Below are 18194 nucleotides of genomic sequence, written 5' to 3' on the forward strand. Positions count from 1 at the left end.
GGGCTGCAGAGCAGCCCCGGGTCTAGTAATCCAAGCCAAGGCGCATCGCACAGCGGCCCTCAAGGCCATGGGCACGCTCGCTGGCCAGAATCTGCTGCAAGCGTGCATCCAGCAGCCCCTCATCGATAACTTCGAAACCCATGCGCGCGTAGAACGGCGCATTCCATGGCACATCGGCAAAGGTGGTCAGGGTCAGCTCCCGCACCCCGGCCTGACGCGCCGCATCGATCACCTGCAGCAGCAGCTTGCGCCCGATACCTTGCCCCTGGGCCTCCCGGTGCACCGAAATTTCATGAAGATGCAGCGCACGATCCTCGAACCGGGCACAGGCAAATCCCATAATGCGCCCATCCGGCTCTTCGGCCACCCAGCTACCGCCAGCTTCGACAAATGCCTGATGGGCGCCGCAGTCCATCACATCTCCTTGCGCCAGCCATGCCAGCGCCGGCCGGGCGGCAAAGGCCTGGGCAGCCGAGCGTTCGACGCCCGGTAGCCATGGAATGTCGTGCTCGAGGGTAGGGCGAATGCGCATGAAGAAGTCCTTTCCAGTTGTACGTCCTGGCCTGCCGTCAGCACCTGTGGCTGCAATTGCCAGCGCACCGAGCTTACACCTTTCGTCATCCGGTCACGCCTGCATGGAAAAAAACGCGGGCAATCGGTACCCTTGCGCCTTCCCTTGCCATCCCCCGGACCGTTCCATGCTGTTCAATCTCGCCGTACTGTTCGGCACCCTGGTGGCCATGGAGGGCGTTGGCACGCTGGCTCACAAGTACATCATGCATGGCTGGGGCTGGTGGCTGCACCGCTCGCACCATGAGCCGCAACTGGGCATGCTCGAAACCAATGACCTGTACCTTGTGGCCCTGGGGCTGATCGCCACGCTGCTGGTGGCCATGGGCAAGAGTGGCCTTGCACCCTTGCAGTGGGTGGGTGGTGGGGTGGCGGGGTACGGCGTGCTGTATGTCGTGGCCCACGACGGGTTGTTTCACCGGCACTGGCCACGCAAGCCAAGGCCGGTCAACCGCTACCTCAAGCGTTTGCATCGCGCGCACCGGTTGCATCATGCGGTGAAGGGGCGTACGGGGAGTGTGTCGTTCGGGTTTTTCTATGCTCCGCCGCTGAAAGTGCTGAAGCAGCAGATGCGGCGTAAGCGCAGCCATTTGTAAAAACCTGTACCGGCCCTATCGCCGGCAAGCCGGCTCTTACAAGGACAGCGCCAGCCCTCAGCCTAGCACTGTATCTTTGGGGGCTGGCTTGTCGGCGATAGGGCCACAAGCGGTACCTTCAATTTACGGTTTCACCCTTGGGCTGCGTCGCCACATGCCCGCGGCTTACCCACCAGCCGAACGCCGCTGCGGTAAAGAACATGATCAGGCTGTACAGCGCCGCCGGTACCGCCATGGTGGCGTTATTCAGCAGCGAAGGGCTCAATGCCAAGGCAATCGCCAAGGTGCCGTTGTGGATACCGATCTCCATGCCGATGGCAATCGCCTGGCGCTTGGGGATGTTCAACAGGCGCGGCACCCAGTAGCCCACGCCCAGGCTCAGCAGGTTGAACAGCAGCGCCGCCAGGCCCACTACCGGCGCATACGCAACCACGGTCTGCCAATCCTTGGCCAGCGCCAGGACGATGGTGAACGCCAGGAACAATGCGGCCACCAGCTTCATCGGCTTCTCCATGCGCGCGGCAAAAGCGGGTGCGAAGCGGCGAACCAGCATGCCCAGCGCCACCGGCAGCAGAACGATGGCGAACACCTGCATCACCTTGGCAAACTGCAGCGGTATCGCCTGGTCCGATGCCATGAACCAGCTCAACGACAGGTTCACCAGCAGTGGCATGGTCAGGATCGCGATCAGCGAGTTGACCGCCGTCAGGGTGATATTCAACGCCACATCGCCATGGGCCAGGTGGCTGAACAGGTTGGCCGTGGTGCCGCCTGGCGAGGCGGCCAGCAGCATCAGCCCCACCGCCAGGGCCGACTCCAGGCCGAAGCCGTTGGCAATCAGGAAGCACACCAGCGGCAGCAGCAGGATCTGACAAACCAGGCCTACCACCACCGGTTTGGGGTACTTCACCACGCGGGCGAAGTCGGCCAGGGTCAGTGATAACCCGAGGCCGAGCATGATGATGCCCAAGGCCAGCGGCAGAAAGGCGGTGAGCAAAAGTGAGGCGGTCATGGGCAGTCACTCGGACGAAGGATCCCGAGCAGTGTAGGTCGGCCCTGATTGATAGCTAATTGCAAAGCGCCATCACTTGGTAACCGTTTGTTTCCAAGCGCAGCGGCCGGTGAGGCTGTATGCCTCGTTGCAGTGGGCCTGCTGGCACAGTAGCATTCCTGCTTTTTACCGAGGATTAGCCTGTCATGCCGTTCCAGCAAGGTCTGCTTGCCACCCCGGTGCCGGCCCACGCCCGTCACCTGTTCTTCACCCTGCAGTCGCCCGAGGCCCTGCCTGCTGCGCTCGATGCCTTGCTGCCGCAGGTCGATGGCGAACAGTTGATCCTGGGTGTCGGCGCCCCGCTGGCCAAGGCCTTGGGCCGTGAAGTACCTGGCTTGCGAGCGTTCCCTCAGCTGGATGCTGCGGTCGAGAACCCCAGCACCCAACACGCCCTGTGGCTGTGGCTGCGTGGCAACCAGCGCGGTGACCTGCTGCTGCAGGCCCAGGCCCTGGAACAGGCATTGGCACCGGCCTTGCGCCTGGCCGACAGCGTCGACGGCTTCCTGCACCGTGGCGGCCATGACCTGACCGGTTATGAGGACGGCACCGAAAACCCGGTGGACCGGGAGGCCGTGCAGGCGGCCATTGGCGCCGATGGGTCCAGCTTTGCCGCGTTCCAGTTGTGGAAGCACGACCTGGAGTACTTCAAGTCGCTGCCCCAGGCCGACCAGGACAACATCATCGGCCGTCGCCTCAGCGACAACGAAGAGCTCGAGGACGCCCCCGAGTCCGCCCACGTCAAGCGCACTGCCCAGGAAAGTTTCGAACCAGAAGCGTTCATGGTTCGTCGTTCGGTGGCCTGGGCCGACCAACGTGGCGCTGGCCTGGCCTTCGTGGCCCTGGGCCATAGTTTCGATGCGTTCGAGGTGCAGCTGCGGCGCATGAGCGGCCTGGAGGACGGCATCATCGACGGCCTGTACCGCTTCAGCCGGCCACTGAGCGGTGGGTACTACTGGTGCCCGCCCATGAGCGAGACGGGTATCGACCTGAGCCTGCTGCTGCACGTTTGATCGCTAAACATCCAGATACAGAAACACCGGACGCAGCGGGGTACAGCGGCTAGCCTTGGAAGTTTCCGCTTCATGACGGGAGCTTTTCCATGTACGCACGTCGTGATGTCCTACGCGCGGGTGCCACCCTTGGCTTGCTGGCCGCCAGCCCCTGGTTGCACGCCGCTGCCCCGGAGGGTTTGCTGACCCGCAACGTGCCGACCACCGGTGAAGCGCTGCCGGTGATCGGTGCAGGAACTTCCGGCAGTTTCGAAGTGCAAGCCGGCTCGGCTCAGTACCAGCAGCTGAAACTTGTACTGAAGGCGTTCTTCGAAGGCGGTGGCCGGGTCATCGACACCTCGCCCAACTACGGCGGCGCCGACAGCATTCTCGGCCAGTTGCTGGAAGAGGGCGGCTGGCACCGGCAATGCTTCATCGCCACCAAGATCGCCGCCGACAGCCGGGCAGACGCCGAAGCGCAATGGGCCGGCAGCCTCGAGAGCCTGCGCACCGACAAGGTCGACTTGCTGCAGATCCACAACCTGCGGGACTGGCAGACCCAGCTGGCCTATGCCCGCGAATTGAAGCAGCAAGGCAAGACCCGCTATGTCGGTATCACTCATTACCTGAACAGTGGCCAGGACGAGGTCGCCCGGATCGTGCGCAGCGAACCGCTGGACTTCATCCAGATCAATTACTCGGTCAATGCCCCCGACGCGGCCCGCGAACTGCTGCCGCTGTGCCAGGACAAGGGCGTTGCCGTGCTGATCAACCGGGCATTCGACGATGGCCGCCTGTTCGCCCGGGTGAAGGACCAGGCCTTGCCCGGCTGGGCGGCAGAGGCGGGTATCGGCAGCTGGGCGCAGCTGTTTCTGAAGTTCGCCATCAGCCACCCGGCGGTGACCACGGTCATCCCAGCGACCAGCCGGCCCGAGCGCCAACTTGACCAGCTCAGGGCCGGGCACGGGCCGTTGCTGACCCAGGCGCAGCAACAGGCGCTGATCAAGCAGTTTGCCTGACCCCATGGCAGCCTGGCGGCGGCGCCTGGATCAGGGGTTGAACATCCAGCCCGGCGAATGGCCGGCGGTTACCGCCGGTTTGCTGTTGTTCTACCTGTTGTTCACTGGCTATTTCATGCTGCGCCCGGTGCGCGAAACCATGGGCGTTGCCGGTGGCGTGGACAACCTGCAATGGCTGTTCACCGGCACCTTCATTGCCACCCTGGCGTGCCTGCCGTTGTTTGGCTGGCTGGCCTCCAAGGTGCCGCGCCGACGCATCCTGCCCTGGACCTACGGCATTTTCGCCAGCAACCTCCTGCTGTTCGCCGTGCTGTTTGCCCGCAATCCCGATGCTTCGTGGACGGCTCGGGCATTCTATATCTGGTTGTCGGTGTTCAACCTGCTGAGCATCTCGTTGGCCTGGAGCGTGCTCGCCGACCTTTTCTCAACCGCGCAAGGCAAGCGCCTGTTCGGCCTGCTGGCGGCCGGGGCCAGCCTGGGTGGGCTCAGTGGCCCCATCATGGGTACGCTGCTGGTGGCGCCGCTGGGCCATGCCGGGTTGCTGGTGCTGGCCGCCGCGTTTCTGCTGGGCAGCATCGGCGCTACGTTGTACCTGCAACGCTGGCGAACGCGGCACCCACTGCCTGCGCAAGCCGAGCGGGCAGATTCCCGGCCACTGGGCGGCAACCCGTTTGCCGGTGCCACTGCCGTACTGCGCTCGCCCTACCTGCTGGGCATCGCCCTGTTCGTGGTGCTGCTCGCCAGTGTCAGCACCTTCCTGTATTTCGAACAGGCGCGCATCGTCAGCGAAACCTTCACCGACCGTACCCGGCAAACCCAGGTGTTCGGCCTGATCGACACCGTAGTACAGGCCTTGGCCATCCTTACCCAGGTGTTTCTCACCGGTCGCCTGGCCCGCCGAATGGGGGTGGGCGTGCTGCTGGTGGCGGTGCCGCTTGTGATGGCCGCAGGTTTCCTGTGGCTGGCACTGGCCCCGGTGTTCGCCGTGTTCGTGGTGGTGATGGTGGTGCGCCGGGCCGGTGAATACGCGCTGGTGCGGCCGGGGCGGGAGATGCTGTTCACCGTGCTGCCCGCCGAGGACAAGTACAAGGCCAAGAACTTCATCGACACGGTCGTCTATCGCGGCGGTGATGCATTGAGTGGCTGGCTCAAACGGGTGCTGGACGTAATGGGCGAGCACCCGCAACTGGCGATGCTGATCGGTACGCTGATTGCCTTGGGCTGGGCGATGACCGGAGCCTGGTTGGGAAGGCGACAGGCACGCCTGGATAGCACATCGCACGACTGACAGGCGCGCAAAATATGCTGATGCCGCTTATTTAATGCCGCTGGTCCGAACGCTTCGCATTAAACCGAATCCGCCGAAATGACCGAACTCCCAACAGGTGTACGGCAGGTAATGCCGTGCATTCCGAAGTCATACGAGGTTTAAGACCATGGCCAACAAAGAGAACAGCCGCACCGGCAACCAGCAAGGCAGCCAGGGTGGCAACAAGAACCCGGGCAACTTTGCCAATGACCGCGAAAAAGCCTCCGAAGCTGGGCGCAAGGGCGGCCAGCAATCCGGAGGTGGCCGTACCAGCGAATCGGGCCGCAAGGGTGGCCGTTCGTAAGTGAGGCTACGCAGTGCCCGGGTGATCGGGCACTGCGATTCTGCACAAGAGGAGAACCCCATGCGATTGATCCCTCTGATGGCGCTGGTGGGCACGCTTGGCGTGCTGGGTGGCTGTTTCGACCGGGACAACGACCACCCGGCAAAGGATGCCGACCAGAGCAAACCTTCGCTGCAGATGCAGCAACCCGGCGACAAACCTGCTCCCCAACCTGCGCCGGACCCTGAGCCGATGCCCGGCCAGAAACCCAGCCAATAAAACGCGGACAAGGACTACGGCATGACGGTAATGACCCGCAAGACCGGCGCGGTGATACCGGCTTCGGCAAATGGGCCAAGCCTGAAGGAGCGTTACCACAAATTGCTCATGGGCCACGACACCACGAGCGCAGCGTGGCTGAGCGAACAACTGGCACGCGCGCAGCGTTTGCCGGATGACCTGCCTGCCGATCCTGCTCAGCTGGAGGCGTGGAGCGCTTGCCATGCAAGCCGGGTGGCCGAAGCCTATGCCAGTTACCTCGAGCAACGACGCCAAGGCGCACCGCGGCGCTATTTTGCCAACCGCGCCCAGGCTTTGTGGTTCCTGCAACAGGTGGCGCCCACCAAGGCAGTGGACGGGGCATGGCTGCACAGTACCTTGCGACATTGGGGCGATCCGCGTTATCACGGCCTGATTCGCACCTATCTGGAAGAATTGGGCGGCGGTGATCCGCGCTGTAACCATGTGCTGATCTACCAACGGCTGTTGAGCCGGCTGGGTTGCCTGGGTTTGCCTGAGCTGGACGACCAGCGTTACCTGCAAGGGGCCTTGCAGTTGGCATTGGGGCGCCACGGGGATGATTTTCTTCCCGAGGTGATCGGCTACAACCTGGGCTATGAACAACCACCGTTGCATCTGCTGATTACCACCTACGAACTGGCGGAAATGGGCATCGATGGCCATTATTTCCAGCTTCACGTAACCATCGACAACGCGGCCAGCGGGCATGCGCATCTGTCCATCCAGGCGCTGCGCCAACTCTGCCCGGCCAACGACGCTGGCCAGTTCTACCAGCGTGTGCGCAGCGGGTACCGCTTGAACGACCTGGGGCTTGATACCCCCAGCCTGATCAGCAGCTTCGATCTTGAATCCGAGTTGCTGTCGGCACTGGAGCACAAGCGCAATTTTGGCCAGTTCATGCATTCCGACCGTTGCCGCTTGCAAAAGCGCACCATCAACCAATGGCTGGCCGAGCCCGGCGCCATGCCCGCGTTTGTGCAGGCCCTGCAGGCACAGGGCTGGATCCGCCGCGGTGAAGCTCCTGCCAACAGCCGCTGGTGGGCGCTCATCGACGGTCCCTCGGCACCGATGTATGGGGTGTTCACTGCCTATGAAAAACAACTATGGCACGACTGGATCGCGGCAGGCTGGCAAGCCCGGGGGCGCCGCGTGCTGCCTGGCAGCTGGGAGGTGCAAGTGCAAGCGGATGATGCGCTCGCAGCTCCTGCCCCGGACGCCGATATCGAGAGCTTGATCGACACGATGTCCGGTAACAGCCATGCAACACCGGAAGGCTTGCTGGCCACTCGGCGCTACCTGCGTGCTACCGGCCTTGTACAGGAGATGACCCGCTGATGCTGCTCGATCCGCAACAGATCCAGGCTGACCAGGCAATGCTGCGATTGGGCAGGCGCCTGCGCGCCGACGGCTACCACTTCACCTGCGTCACCCCGGCAACCCATGCTCGCGTGAATGCGCGCCCGGATGCCAGGCAGGCCCGGACAGTGCGCGATGTGTTCGGCTGGAACCGTCCGTTCCGTTCATCATTGGTTTCTGCCGATGAGCTGGATCAGATGCGGCAGGCCCAGGTTCTCGAGGAGCACGGTAATTTGTTGATCAGCAGCGTGCGCTGGTCCACGCTTGACGACCTGCTGCTGGTGCACTCTGCGTACCCCACTCAACAATCCGACGCCGTATTTTTCGGCCCCGACAGTTACCGTTTCGCCCAGGTCATCCAGGATCACCTGCAACGTACCCCGAAGCGCGTCGAGCATGCGGTGGACATCGGTTGCGGCACGGGTGTCGGCGCCTTGCTGATTGCCAGGGCGGTTCCCCATGCCCAGGTCAGCGCCGTGGATATCAACCCGCTCGCGCTGCGTTACACTGCGATCAACGCGGCATTGGCGGGCCTGAGCAATGTCTCCGTGGAACCTAGTGACCTGCTCGGCGGCGTCACCGGCCTGTTCGACCTTATCGTTGCCAACCCGCCATACATGCTCGATGCCAGCGAACGTACCTATCGGCATGGCGGCGGTTCGCTCGGTGCGCAGCTTTCGCTGCGGATCGTCGAACAAGCCTGCGAGCGGCTCGGCCCAGGGGGCTCGCTACTGTTGTATACCGGAGTGGCGATAGTCGAAGGCCGAGATGCCTTGCTCGAAGCCATCCGCCTGCGCCTGGCAGGCCCGGAATGGTCCTGGGTGTATCGGGAAATCGACCCGGACGTGTTCGGCGAGCAACTGAGCGAACCCGGTTACCAGCAGGTCGAGCGCATCGCCGCGGTGGTGCTCACAGTTACCCGCAACAGCTGAGGCAGCATGGCCCGACCCTGCACGTTCGGCATCGAGGAAGAATACCTGCTGGTGAACCTGGACACAGGGCAGGTGCCAGCCACGCCTTCGCCAGCTGTGTTCGAGCGTTGCCAGGAAGCCTTGGGCCAGCATTTTGCCCAGGAAATGTTCCGCAGCCAGATCGAGGTGGCCTCGCCGGTGTTCGCCAACCTGTTCGAGGCACGCGAGTTCTTCCAGCACAGCCGCCAGCGGCTCAGCACCGCGCTGGCCGAAGAGGGCATGGGCCTGTACGGTGCGGCAAGCCACCCCAACGGCGCCTGGCTGCGGCAGAAACCTGCCACCCCGGCGCATTACCAGCAACTGTTCGCTGACTACCGGCAGGTGGCGCGGCGCAGCCTGCTCAACGGCTTGCATGTACATGTAGGCGTACCGCCAGGTTGCGACCGCATGCAAGTGATCAACCGTGTATTGGGCTGGTTGCCCTTGTTGCTGGTGCTGAGTACGTCATCCCCGCTGTGGGAAGGCCAGTGCACCGGCTACATGAGCTATCGTCGGGTTATTTGCGGGGAGTGGCCGCACATGGGCTTGCCCGAGCCTTTGCCGGACTGGGCCGCCTACGAGCGCTACCGCGCCTTGCTGCAACGCACAGGGTCACTGGCCGCAGATGGCGACTTCTGGTGGGCGATTCGGCCTTCGCGGCGCTTCCCGACGGTCGAACTGCGCATCTGCGATGGCTGCCCGCGGCTGGAGGATGCGCTGTGCATCGCCGCGCTGTTTCGCCACTTGATCGAGCACAGCATCGTGTACCGGCATGACCCGGCAGCCTGCAACCGCGAGCTGCGCTGGATCACCCAGGAAAACTACTGGCGCGCCATGCGCCATGGGCGCCGGGGCGAGTTCATTGGCCTGCATGAGCAACAGCCCGTCACGGCCGAAGGGTGGTTGGCCCAGTTGCTGGAGCAGGTACCGATCGACACCGCAGATGCCGAACGCGCCTTCCAGCATGCACAACGCCTGCTGCGCGACGGCACCCATGCCGACCAGCAACTGCGATGCCTGGCCGAGGCCAGTGCTGCCGGCTTGGGCAAGGCGCAGGCGTTAAGGGCCGTGGTGGCCGCCGGGGCTTGCAATTAGCCAGGGTTGGCCGAAAATGGCCGCGCCTTTCGCAGCCACCCGGAACCACCAGCGCCATGATGCTGATCAAGCAATTCCCCGACATTTCCCTGGACGACACGTTGTTTGTCTTCGCCCTCGAAGCCGAGGCCGGCGATGTATTCGCTGACGTCAACACCGTGTTCACCGGTATCGGCAAGGTCAATGCCGCCATCGCCCTGACCAAGGCCATTGCCGCGCGCCGGCCCAGGCTGATCGTCAACCTCGGCTCGGCCGGCAGCCAGCGCCATGGCAAGGGCGAAGTGGTGTGCTGCACCCGCTTCGTACAGCGCGACATGGACGTGACCCCGCTGGGCTTCGCTCGCTACCAGACGCCTCTGTCGGACATCCCGGTGGTGTTGGAGCATGGGGCGCAGATCCCCGGCCTGGCCCTGGAGACCTGCGGCAGTGGCGACAGCTTCGAGATCAACCATGGCGATGCACCTTATGACGTGGTCGACATGGAAGCCTACGTGCTGGCCCTGATCGCACGCGGCGAAGGCATCCCGTTCGTGTGCCTGAAGTACATTTCCGATGACGCCGGCAGTGACGCGGCGCAGGACTGGGCGGTGCAGGTGCACATGGCGGCCGAGGCTTTCAGGCGGGTGCTGTTCAGCCAGGCGTGATTGCTGGCAGGCGCTGACATTTGCCTTGGCCTGATATTCGGTCCTTTGAACTCAGGGGAAGCGGAGGCAGTGGTCACGGAGGTGATGGCGGTGGCGGTCATGGTGGCTATGGTGGCCCGGGGGCCGGCGATGGTGACCCTGGTGGCATGGCCGGCAGAGGCCCAGGCGATGCGCATGACAACGAACGATGCGGCAGATGCCGTACGGAACTAGTCGCTTTGAGTGACGTATTGACCGCTGGTCGGTGTATGGGCCACTTGGAAAAAACCATCGATGGCGGTTTACCTCGAAATCGGTAGAGCGGCCTTCGCGGGCAGGTCCGCTCCCACAGGACTACCACCAGCTTCAATACCTGTGGGGGCGTGCAAGCCCGCGATTGGGCCAATACCGGTCTCACCAGAGGAGTGGCCCCATGCCCAGCAAACCCCACGACCAGTTCAGCATGCAGAACCCGCTGACCCAGTACCCGCACCCGCCGTTCCCGGCCCAAGGCCAGCCAGCACCGGGGCTGGACGCCAACATGTACCCCGAGCCAGACCATGGCGAAACCACCTACAAGGGCTTTGGCCGGCTGGCAGGGCGCAAGGCGCTGATCACCGGTGCCGATTCGGGCATCGGCCGGGCCGTGGCCATTGCCTTTGCCCGAGAGGGCGCCGACATTGCCCTCAATTACTTGCCTATCGAACAACCCGACGCCCGCGAAGTCATCAAGCTGATCGAAGCAGAAGGCCGCAAGGTGGTGGCTATTGCCGGTGACCTTAAGGATGAGCAGTTCTGCAAGGAGCTGGTCGATCAGGCCCACGAGCAGCTCGGTGGCCTGGACATCCTGGTCAACGTCGCCGGCAAGCAGGAAGCGCGCAAGGACATCAGCCAGGTCAGCCACGAGCAGTTCGATCACACCTTGAAAACCAACGTCTACGCGCTGTTCTGGCTGTGCCAGGCGGCCGTGCCGCTGATGCCGGCGGGGGCGACCATCATCAACACCGCCTCGATCCAGTCCTATCAGCCTTCAGCCACCTTGCTCGACTATGCCACCACCAAGGCCGCGATCGTCGCCTTCACCAAGGCCCTGGCCAAGCAGGTGATCGAGCGCGGTATCCGGGTCAATGCCGTGGCCCCTGGCCCCATCTGGACCGTGCTGCAGCCCAGTGGCGGTCAACCACCAGAGAAAATCCCCGACTTCGGCGCGCATACACCGATGAAGCGACCGGGGCAGCCCGCCGAATGTGCGCCGGTTTATGTGTTGCTGGCCAGCCAGGAATCCAGCTACATCACCGGCGAGGTGTTTGGCGTGACGGGTGGCAACCCGCTGCCGTAGGGCGGGGCGGCTAAACCTTCGCCGCCCGTTGCAGTCGATTCAGGTATTGGCAGGCAACCCTGGGAGCAGCTTCATGGCTAGGGCAATCTGGAAAGGCGCCATCAGTTTCGGCCTCGTGCACATCCCCGTGGCCCTCAATACCGCGGTGCGCACCGAGCGGGTCGATTTCGACTGGCTCGACAAGCGCAGCATGGAGCCGGTCGGCTACAAGCGGGTGAACAAGGTCACCGGCAAGGAAATCGACAAGGACAACATCGTCAAGGGCGTCGAGTTCGAGAAGGGCCGCTACGTGGTGATCAGCGAGGAGGAAATCCGCAAGGCCCGCCCCGAGGCGACCCAGACGATCGATATCTTTTCCTTCGTCGAAGCTGGCGAGATCCCGCTGCAGCACTTCGACACGCCGTACTACCTAACCCCCGACCGACGTGGCGGCAAGGTATACGCCTTGCTGCGCGAAACCCTGGCGAAAACCGGCAAGGTGGCGCTGGCCACGGTGGTGCTGCACACCCGTCAGCACCTGGCGTTGTTGCGGCCACTGGACGACGCGTTGGTGATGATCACCCTGCGCTGGCCGGAGGAGGTGCGCGGGCTGGAAACATTGGAACTGGACAGCAGCGTCACCGAGGCCAAGGTGGACAAGCGCGAACTGGACATGGCCAAGCGCCTGGTGGAAGACATGAGCGGCCCTTGGAAGCCGGCGGACTATAACGATGCCTTCCGCCAGACCATCATGGACCTGGTGGAAGAGAAGGCCAGCAAAGGCAAGATCGAGACAGTGGAGAAGGGCGAGGCGACGGAAGCAGGGAAAAGCGCGGACATCCTCGACCTCACCGAACTGCTCAAGCGCAGCCTAGGTGGCAAGAAGCCTGCGAAGAAGACACGCAAGGCGTCGTGATCCTTGCCCAGCCCTTTGGGGCCCCGCTGTCGCGCAGAGAACGAACATCGCTCGTTTGAAGCGTCATTTGCAGGAGCAGCCTTGTGCTGCTCCTACAGAACCTTGCTGAACCAGCAGTCAAACAAAAGCCTCATCAAACCTGTGTCTGCAACCCCACCAGATAATCGCCAAACCCTTCACGGGCGCGGCTGTCGCGTCGGCTGCTGGTAGCCACGCTGTGCCTGGCGGTCCATACGATCTGCGCACCACTGGCCTCCAGGGCGCTGACCAGTTGCACATCCTCATGCGCCGCCAGTGGCTGGAAGCCGCCTACGCGGTGGTAGGCATCGGTACATACCCCCAGATTGGCCCCGTGCACGTGACGATGCCCCTCACGCGCCTGGTAACGGCTGTGGTACAGCTTGCGCAAGGCGGCTGTCTGCCAGGGTTGCCAGTGCTCGACATGCACCGTGCCGCATACGACCTCGGCATCACAGGCCAGTTGAGAAAGCAGCCAATGTTCCGGCACACGGCTGTCGGCATCGGTGAACGCCAGCCATTTCGCGCCGCGCTCGGCCATGTATGCCGCGCCCACCCGGCGGGCAAAGCCTACATTGCCGGCATCCACCGCCAGCATCTGTACACCGAAGCGCCTTGCCACGGCGGCACTGCCATCACTGCAGCGGTCCAGTACCACCAGTACCTCGACCCGATGCCCCGACTGCCGAGCCTGAAGGGCGGCAGCCTGCATTGCGCGCAGACACCGCCCCAGGTGTCGGGCCTCGTTGTGCGCCGGAATGACCACCCCAATCATGGGCAGGTCTCGTCCAGGTCGACCACGCTGGGCTGAGCGGACCAGTACTCCAGTACGAAGTCCGCCTCGTCATGCTGGAACTGCAGATACAGCGGAAGGTGCCGCGCCAGCATGCGGTGCACTTCACGCCCGTCCTGCGGGCAGCCGGCGATGGGATGCTTCCAGTGGCAGGCCAGCAGCCCGCCGTCGTAGGTCAGGCTGGCCACCGACTGTTCGATCACCTGCAACCAGTCGGTCGGGTCCAGGTAGTAACCCACTTCGCTCAACACGATCAGGTCGAAATGCCCACGCGGCCAGTCCGCCGGCAGCCGCGCCAGCTCCACCGAGACATTGCTCAGCTCAGCCAAGCGTTCACCGGCCAGCGCTACCGCAGTAGGGTCCAGGTCCTGGCACAACAGGTTGGCACAACGCTCGGCCAGCAAGGCGCTGAGCTCGCCATTGGCGCAAGCCGGTTCGAACACGCGCTGGTAGCACTGGCGCGGCAGGCTGGCCATGACCAGCTCGCGCTTGCGCTTTTCGTACCAGCGCGTGCGAAAGGCCCAAGGGTCTTCACTGCTGGCGTACAGGTCGGCGAAATACTGTGGGTCGAGGCTCATGACAACTCCATTTACAGGAACACCAGTTCGAAAGGTTGCAGCAGGCAATCCAGCAAGTTCGGCGGCAGTACGGGCGGGCGCTGGCCATCCGGCTCCAGCTGGCTGACATGGGCGGCCAGGGCCTTGCGCTTGCGGGCCAGGCTGGCCTCGTCCAGCTGGATGCGGTGAGCCCTTGGCCAAGGCAGGCGCGGGTCGTCCGGTCGCGCCCAGTGCCAGGCCCACACGGGTACCTCCAGGCATTGCACCTTGCGCACCCGTGCTGCCTGCGCCGCAGCCCGGCCCACTGCCTCGTGGTCACAGTGGCCATCGCCGCTCCAGGTTGCCATCAGCAGGTCGTCAGGCCGAAGCAACTGGCTCAGGTGGTTGAGCAGAAACGCCTCGTCACGTGGCAACGCGCCATCCTTGAGGTGAAGCCGCCGCCAGTCCAGGCGGCCGAGGTCGAGGTCAAGCTGTTGCAGCGCATGGCGGCTCTCCAGCGGCCTTTGCCGGCGCAGGCGGTGCTCGCTCCAGTGGGTCGAGCCTGGGTGGCTGGCTTCACCATCGGTGGCGGAGATCAGCACCAGGTCGTCTTCCCGGCCATGGAAGCCCGCCAACAACCCACCGGCCATGAGGATCTCGTCATCGGGGTGCGGAGCCAGCAGTACCAGGCGACGGCCCGGCGGGCACAGCTGCTGCGGAGTGACCCAGGTGGCCCTGGCCAGGTGCGCAGCCTGCTGCCAGGCCGCCCACGGCGTACCGCTGTTCGCCTGGATCAGGTTCTCGCTCATAGCTGCCAGACTCCCGCCGGCTGTTGTGCCAACTGCTCACCGAGCGCCGCCAGGTCGCGCTCGGCGTGGCTCTGGCGCAGGAACACCGGCAAGTCCGCGCTCAGCCGGGCAAAGTGGTTGTCGCGGCAGAAAGGCGTAGCGCCCAGCGCCCGGCCAACGTGGTGGATCACCTGTTCCACCGCCTGTTCCACCTGGGCGCGGGTGCGCCGCACTTCGAAGCTGGCGTCTGCGCCTGGTTGGTGGTCGATCCACGCCGCGCATTCGCGCAGTGCCGCCCTGGCGCCGTACAAGGCGGCATCGACCGCACCCAGGTGAGCATCGGCGTGTGGGTCGGGGCGGGGGTTGCGGCAGTGTTCACGCAGGTAGTCGGCCAAGGCTTCGGCGGCGCCGTACCAGCATGCCGCAATGCCGGCACCGCCATGCCAGAACCCAGGGCGTGACAGGTATTGCCCGGGGCGGCCAATGGCGATGCCAGGGGTTTGGTTGAATTCGACTTCGACACTGGCGGTGGTGGCCATGCCAATGGCCTGCCAGCGGTCTATGGCAAGGCCCTGGCTGGGATGGGACAGTTCGATGGCCACCAGCTGGGGCTGGTCGTGCTGGTCCCAGGCCGTGACCAGCGCCCGGTCGATCTGCAGTGCGCCCGAGCACCAGGCCTTGCGCCCCTCCAGGCGGACCTGGTCGCCATCACGGGCCACGATGCGGGCGCGGGCATCCGGCGGTTCGGCGGCCCACACGCCCCATATACCCTCGGCGGCGTGGTGTGCAGCCGCGCATTCGGCAAGGATCGCCAACGCGTCCGTGTGGCCCTCGTACAACTTGGCCAAGGCCAGGTCACAGCCTGCCACCCGGGCCAGTGTTTGCCAACGCCGTAGCGTGTTGCCCTGACCGGGCAGGGGCAGGAGGTCGAGGTGGTCGGCTTGCAGTGCCTGGATCAGTTGCGGCAACTGGGTATCCAGGTTGAGCGGCTGCTGCCGCTCGCCGAAGGCACGCAGCAGGCGATCGAGGTTGGTCAGGTCAAAATCCTGGACGATGCTCATGGGCTCGGCTCCTTGGTGAGGCACTGCGGGCGCAGCGCTGCAGGCAAGCCGTCATCAGGCCATCCCCAGCTGCTTGCGCATGGCCACGGTGATCGATTGCCTTGTCTTGCCATACTCCGCCCACGGGTCGTCCACATCGCCCAGGCGCTCAAGCACGTTGCCGATGTTCCACTGGTTGGCGCCCTTGAGCTGCGGCAGTTCCTCGCGCCAGATCGGCACGGATACCGGCAGGCCTTCTCGGGCGCGCAGGGTATACGCGCAGGCGGTGGTAGCACCCTTGCCGTTACGCAGATAGTCGATGAAGATGCGCCCGATTCGGTTCTTGGGCCCGGACACGGCACTGAGCCTGTCTGGGAACAGCCTGGCCAGGTAATCGACGATGCCGTGGCTGAACGCCTTGACCTCATCCCAGCTGGCCCGCCGGGTCAGGGGCACGACCAGGTGCATGCCTTTGCCGCCACTGGTCTTGATAAACACCTTCAGCCCCAGTTCATCCAGCAAGGTCAGGGCCAGTTGGGTGGCTTCGAGCATGGCCTTCCACGGCAGTGCCGGGTCCGGGTCCAGGTCGAGGACGAAGCGGTCGGGCTTGTCGAAGTCCTTGTCGGTAGCGTTCCAGGTGTGCAGCTCGAGCATGTTCATCTGCACGGCACCCAGCAGGGTGTCGGCGCGGTTGATGACCATCGCCGCCTGGCCGGCCTCGGCCTTGTCGTAGCTGAGCACGTTGGGCAGATGCAGCTGGCCGGCGTTCTTCTGGAAGAACAGCTCCCCGGCCAGGCCGTCCGGCGCGCGCACCAGCGCCACCGGGCGATCCTTGAGCTGGGGCAGGATCCACTGGCTGACTGCGGCATAGTACTCGGCGACCTCTCGTTTGGTTACGCCACTGGTGGGGTCAATCACCCGCTCGGGGTGAGTCAGGCGAAGTTCGCCCAAGGGCTCGGGGGCCTTGGCCTGGTTGCGCTTGGGCAGGGTCTTGGCGGGCATGCGGCGCTCCAGGTCGATGGCAGTAGCCGGTTTGTCATCGCGCAGGCCGTGGAACACCGAATGGCGCACGATGCCGTCACGGGTCATCTGGGCGTAGGCGACTTCGGCCAGCAGTTGCGGTTCAAGCCAGTGCACGCCTCGGGCTTCGGCCCCGGTGGGCGGGTTAGGCAGGGCCGGCCTGGCGATTTCCAACGGTTTCAGCCGGGCATGGATGCTGGCCAGAGTGGTGGCACTGAAGCCGGTACCGACCTTGCCGGCATAGCGCAACTCGCCGCTGTCGTGGTCGTGCAAGGCCAGCAGCAGGGCGCCGAAACCGCTGCGGCTGCCTTTGGGGTCGGTGTAGCCGACGATCACGAACTCTTGGCGCTGCTTGCACTTGAGCTTGATCCAGTCGGGGCTGCGGCGGCCGCTGTAGGGGCTGTCGACACGCTTGCCGATCAGGCCTTCGAGTTGCAGCCGGCAGGCGCTGTCGAGCAGGGATTCGACGGGCTGGTCAAAGTCGGCGGAGTACTTGAGTACATCCGACTCGTTGTGTTCCAGCAAACGCTGCAAGGTGGTGCGTCTGTCCTGCAGCGGTAACTGCCGCAAGTCCTGGCCGCCCAGGAAGGGCAGGTCGAACAGGTAATAGGTGATGTGTTCGTCGTGCTCGGTGTCGAAAGCGTTCTGCAGCGCCTGGAAGTCCGCCGCGCCATCTTCGCCAGCAACCACCACCTCGCCATCGAGCCAGCCCGAATCGATGCCCAGCGCACGCAAGGCGGCAACCTGCCTGGGCATCTTGCCGCTCCAGTCATGGCCGTTGCGGGTGAACAGGCGCACGTCATCACCGTCGATGCGGGCAAGGATGCGGTAACCGTCGAATTTGACCTCGTAGCGCCAGTCGCCACTGGGCGGGGAGTCGACCAAGGTCGCCAGTTGTGGCTGCAGCTGCGCAGGCAAAGGCAGCTTCCGGCCTTTGCTGGCAGTTTTGCGACGCGGCGCGGCGGCCTTTTTGGCTGCCGGCTTGCGTGGCACCAGCGTGCGGTCGCTGAGCACGCTGTCGGGCAGGGCGTCGACGATGCTGTAGTCGGCTTCGCTACGCGCCTGGCCGTCATGCGACTTGACCAGCATCCACTGCTCCTTCTTGCCGGCCAGGTGAGTGCGGAACAGGTTCCACACACCGCTGAGCTTTTCGCCTTGCAGGCGGAAACGCAGCTTGCCCTTGGCATAGGCCTCATGCGCATCCCCTTCGGGCTCCCAGATGCCCCGGTCCCACACGATCACGTCGCCTGCGCCGTAGTGGCCTTCGGGGATATGGCCTTCGAAGTCGGCGTAGTCCAGCGGGTGGTCCTCCACGTGCACGGCCAGGCGGCGCACCTTGGGGTCCAGCGACGGCCCTTTGGGGATGGCCCAGCTTTTCAGCGTGCCATCGAGCTCCAGGCGGAAGTCGTAGTGCAGGTGGCTGGCGTCGTGCTTCTGGATGCAGAACTGCAGCGCATGGGCACGTTTGCCACGGCTGCGCTTGCCGCTGGGCTCGGGCGTGGCATTGAAGTCGCGCTTGCGCGCATATTCCTGCAGGGGCTTGGCCATGACGGGCTCCGGGCGGTTCGCAGTCTCTAATCTGGGAGGCAACAGCCCGAGCGGTAGTTCAAAAAAACTCTGAATC

At 64.3% G+C, this 18194-nt stretch carries 18 protein-coding genes and 1 pseudogene; 12 read left to right on the plus strand and 7 right to left on the minus strand.

Going from position 1 to position 18194, the window contains the following annotated elements; genetic code table 11:
- Positions 1-22 precede the first annotated feature (22 nt).
- A complete protein-coding gene (locus CAF92_RS02320; protein ID WP_085598927.1) occupies positions 23-532 on the minus strand; it encodes a GNAT family N-acetyltransferase in 510 nt (169 codons plus the stop codon).
- A gap of 166 nt (positions 533-698) precedes the next feature.
- Between CAF92_RS02320 and CAF92_RS02325 the strand changes: the two genes are divergently transcribed.
- Entirely contained in the window at positions 699-1166 is a 468-nt protein-coding gene (locus CAF92_RS02325; RefSeq protein WP_046614187.1) for a sterol desaturase family protein, read from the plus strand.
- Positions 1167-1284: 118 nt separating this feature from the next.
- Here CAF92_RS02325 and CAF92_RS02330 read toward each other — a convergent pair whose 3' ends face one another.
- Positions 1285-2178, minus strand: a complete 894-nt coding sequence (locus tag CAF92_RS02330; protein WP_085598929.1) for a bile acid:sodium symporter family protein — start codon at positions 2176-2178, stop codon at positions 1285-1287.
- Between the two features lie 185 nt (positions 2179-2363).
- Here CAF92_RS02330 and CAF92_RS02335 point away from each other — a divergent pair, with 185 nt between their 5' ends.
- The 11 genes and pseudogenes from CAF92_RS02335 to CAF92_RS02390 all read left to right on the plus strand — a co-directional run bounded on the left by CAF92_RS02335 (position 2364) and on the right by CAF92_RS02390 (position 12375).
- Positions 2364-3227, plus strand: coding sequence for a Dyp-type peroxidase (locus tag CAF92_RS02335; protein WP_085598931.1), 864 nt, complete (start codon positions 2364-2366; stop codon positions 3225-3227).
- An 89-nt stretch (positions 3228-3316) separates the two neighbouring features.
- Positions 3317-4225 carry an aldo/keto reductase gene (locus CAF92_RS02340; protein WP_085598933.1) on the plus strand — a complete coding sequence of 303 codons (909 nt, stop codon included), beginning with the start codon at positions 3317-3319 and terminating at the stop codon, positions 4223-4225.
- A 4-nt stretch (positions 4226-4229) separates the two neighbouring features.
- Positions 4230-5513 carry an NTP/NDP exchange transporter gene (locus tag CAF92_RS02345; RefSeq protein ID WP_085598935.1) on the plus strand — a complete coding sequence of 428 codons (1284 nt, stop codon included), beginning with the start codon at positions 4230-4232 and terminating at the stop codon, positions 5511-5513.
- Positions 5514-5718: 205 nt separating this feature from the next.
- Positions 5719-5838, plus strand: a pseudogene (locus CAF92_RS02350) (general stress protein); the annotation flags it as partial.
- Positions 5839-5898: 60 nt separating this feature from the next.
- Positions 5899-6096 carry a hypothetical protein gene (locus tag CAF92_RS02355; protein WP_085598937.1) on the plus strand — a complete coding sequence of 66 codons (198 nt, stop codon included), beginning with the start codon at positions 5899-5901 and terminating at the stop codon, positions 6094-6096.
- 21 nt (positions 6097-6117) lie between these two features.
- Complete coding sequence (locus CAF92_RS02360; protein WP_085598939.1) at positions 6118-7452, plus strand: iron-containing redox enzyme family protein; 1335 nt, start codon at positions 6118-6120, stop codon at positions 7450-7452.
- Positions 7452-8405 (plus strand): class I SAM-dependent methyltransferase, encoded by a 954-nt coding sequence (locus CAF92_RS02365; protein WP_085598941.1) that lies wholly within the window; start codon positions 7452-7454, stop codon positions 8403-8405. The genes CAF92_RS02360 and CAF92_RS02365 overlap by 1 nt, the downstream gene beginning before the upstream one ends.
- Before the next feature lie 6 nt (positions 8406-8411).
- Positions 8412-9518 carry a carboxylate-amine ligase gene (locus CAF92_RS02370; RefSeq protein ID WP_085598943.1) on the plus strand — a complete coding sequence of 369 codons (1107 nt, stop codon included), beginning with the start codon at positions 8412-8414 and terminating at the stop codon, positions 9516-9518.
- 56 nt (positions 9519-9574) lie between these two features.
- Positions 9575-10162 (plus strand): nucleosidase, encoded by a 588-nt coding sequence (locus CAF92_RS02375; protein WP_085598945.1) that lies wholly within the window; start codon positions 9575-9577, stop codon positions 10160-10162.
- 412 nt (positions 10163-10574) lie between these two features.
- On the plus strand, positions 10575-11480 hold the full coding sequence (locus CAF92_RS02385; protein WP_085598949.1) for an SDR family oxidoreductase: 906 nt from the start codon (positions 10575-10577) through the stop codon (positions 11478-11480).
- A 73-nt stretch (positions 11481-11553) separates the two neighbouring features.
- A complete protein-coding gene (locus tag CAF92_RS02390; protein ID WP_085598951.1) occupies positions 11554-12375 on the plus strand; it encodes a Ku protein in 822 nt (273 codons plus the stop codon).
- A gap of 133 nt (positions 12376-12508) precedes the next feature.
- On the opposite strand, the gene CAF92_RS02395 is transcribed toward CAF92_RS02390, so the two are convergent.
- Genes CAF92_RS02395 through ligD form a run of 5 tightly spaced genes read right to left on the minus strand, consistent with a single transcriptional unit; the run spans position 12509 to position 18118 of the window.
- Positions 12509-13168, minus strand: coding sequence for a glycosyltransferase family 2 protein (locus CAF92_RS02395; protein ID WP_085598953.1), 660 nt, complete (start codon positions 13166-13168; stop codon positions 12509-12511).
- Entirely contained in the window at positions 13165-13764 is a 600-nt protein-coding gene (locus CAF92_RS02400) for a bifunctional 2-polyprenyl-6-hydroxyphenol methylase/3-demethylubiquinol 3-O-methyltransferase UbiG (RefSeq protein WP_085598955.1), read from the minus strand. The genes CAF92_RS02395 and CAF92_RS02400 overlap by 4 nt, the downstream gene beginning before the upstream one ends.
- Before the next feature lie 11 nt (positions 13765-13775).
- Positions 13776-14531, minus strand: a complete 756-nt coding sequence (locus tag CAF92_RS02405; protein ID WP_046614172.1) for a PIG-L deacetylase family protein — start codon at positions 14529-14531, stop codon at positions 13776-13778.
- On the minus strand, positions 14528-15571 hold the full coding sequence (locus CAF92_RS02410) for an acyl-CoA dehydrogenase family protein (protein ID WP_046614171.1): 1044 nt from the start codon (positions 15569-15571) through the stop codon (positions 14528-14530). The genes CAF92_RS02405 and CAF92_RS02410 overlap by 4 nt, the downstream gene beginning before the upstream one ends.
- A gap of 54 nt (positions 15572-15625) precedes the next feature.
- A complete protein-coding gene (ligD, locus tag CAF92_RS02415; protein ID WP_085598957.1) occupies positions 15626-18118 on the minus strand; it encodes a DNA ligase D in 2493 nt (830 codons plus the stop codon).
- Between the last annotated feature and the right edge of the window lie 76 nt (positions 18119-18194).

The organism is Pseudomonas sp. B10(2017) (assembly GCF_002113295.1).
Lineage (GTDB): Bacteria > Pseudomonadota > Gammaproteobacteria > Pseudomonadales > Pseudomonadaceae > Aquipseudomonas > Aquipseudomonas pudica.

Excerpts from the sequence above, each read along its gene's own strand:
- CAF92_RS02320 (WP_085598927.1), bottom strand. The coding sequence starts at position 532 with ATGCGCATTCGCCCTACCCTCGAGCACGACATTCCATGGCTACCGGGC.
- CAF92_RS02325 (WP_046614187.1), top strand. The coding sequence starts at position 699 with ATGCTGTTCAATCTCGCCGTACTGTTCGGCACCCTGGTGGCCATGGAG.
- CAF92_RS02330 (WP_085598929.1), bottom strand. The coding sequence starts at position 2,178 with ATGACCGCCTCACTTTTGCTCACCGCCTTTCTGCCGCTGGCCTTGGGC.
- CAF92_RS02335 (WP_085598931.1), top strand. The coding sequence starts at position 2,364 with ATGCCGTTCCAGCAAGGTCTGCTTGCCACCCCGGTGCCGGCCCACGCC.
- CAF92_RS02340 (WP_085598933.1), top strand. The coding sequence starts at position 3,317 with ATGTACGCACGTCGTGATGTCCTACGCGCGGGTGCCACCCTTGGCTTG.
- CAF92_RS02345 (WP_085598935.1), top strand. The coding sequence starts at position 4,230 with ATGGCAGCCTGGCGGCGGCGCCTGGATCAGGGGTTGAACATCCAGCCC.
- CAF92_RS02355 (WP_085598937.1), top strand. The coding sequence starts at position 5,899 with ATGCGATTGATCCCTCTGATGGCGCTGGTGGGCACGCTTGGCGTGCTG.
- CAF92_RS02360 (WP_085598939.1), top strand. The coding sequence starts at position 6,118 with ATGACGGTAATGACCCGCAAGACCGGCGCGGTGATACCGGCTTCGGCA.
- CAF92_RS02365 (WP_085598941.1), top strand. The coding sequence starts at position 7,452 with ATGCTGCTCGATCCGCAACAGATCCAGGCTGACCAGGCAATGCTGCGA.
- CAF92_RS02370 (WP_085598943.1), top strand. The coding sequence starts at position 8,412 with ATGGCCCGACCCTGCACGTTCGGCATCGAGGAAGAATACCTGCTGGTG.
- CAF92_RS02375 (WP_085598945.1), top strand. The coding sequence starts at position 9,575 with ATGATGCTGATCAAGCAATTCCCCGACATTTCCCTGGACGACACGTTG.
- CAF92_RS02385 (WP_085598949.1), top strand. The coding sequence starts at position 10,575 with ATGCCCAGCAAACCCCACGACCAGTTCAGCATGCAGAACCCGCTGACC.
- CAF92_RS02390 (WP_085598951.1), top strand. The coding sequence starts at position 11,554 with ATGGCTAGGGCAATCTGGAAAGGCGCCATCAGTTTCGGCCTCGTGCAC.
- CAF92_RS02395 (WP_085598953.1), bottom strand. The coding sequence starts at position 13,168 with ATGATTGGGGTGGTCATTCCGGCGCACAACGAGGCCCGACACCTGGGG.
- CAF92_RS02400 (WP_085598955.1), bottom strand. The coding sequence starts at position 13,764 with ATGAGCCTCGACCCACAGTATTTCGCCGACCTGTACGCCAGCAGTGAA.
- CAF92_RS02405 (WP_046614172.1), bottom strand. The coding sequence starts at position 14,531 with ATGAGCGAGAACCTGATCCAGGCGAACAGCGGTACGCCGTGGGCGGCC.
- CAF92_RS02410 (WP_046614171.1), bottom strand. The coding sequence starts at position 15,571 with ATGAGCATCGTCCAGGATTTTGACCTGACCAACCTCGATCGCCTGCTG.
- ligD (WP_085598957.1), bottom strand. The coding sequence starts at position 18,118 with ATGGCCAAGCCCCTGCAGGAATATGCGCGCAAGCGCGACTTCAATGCC.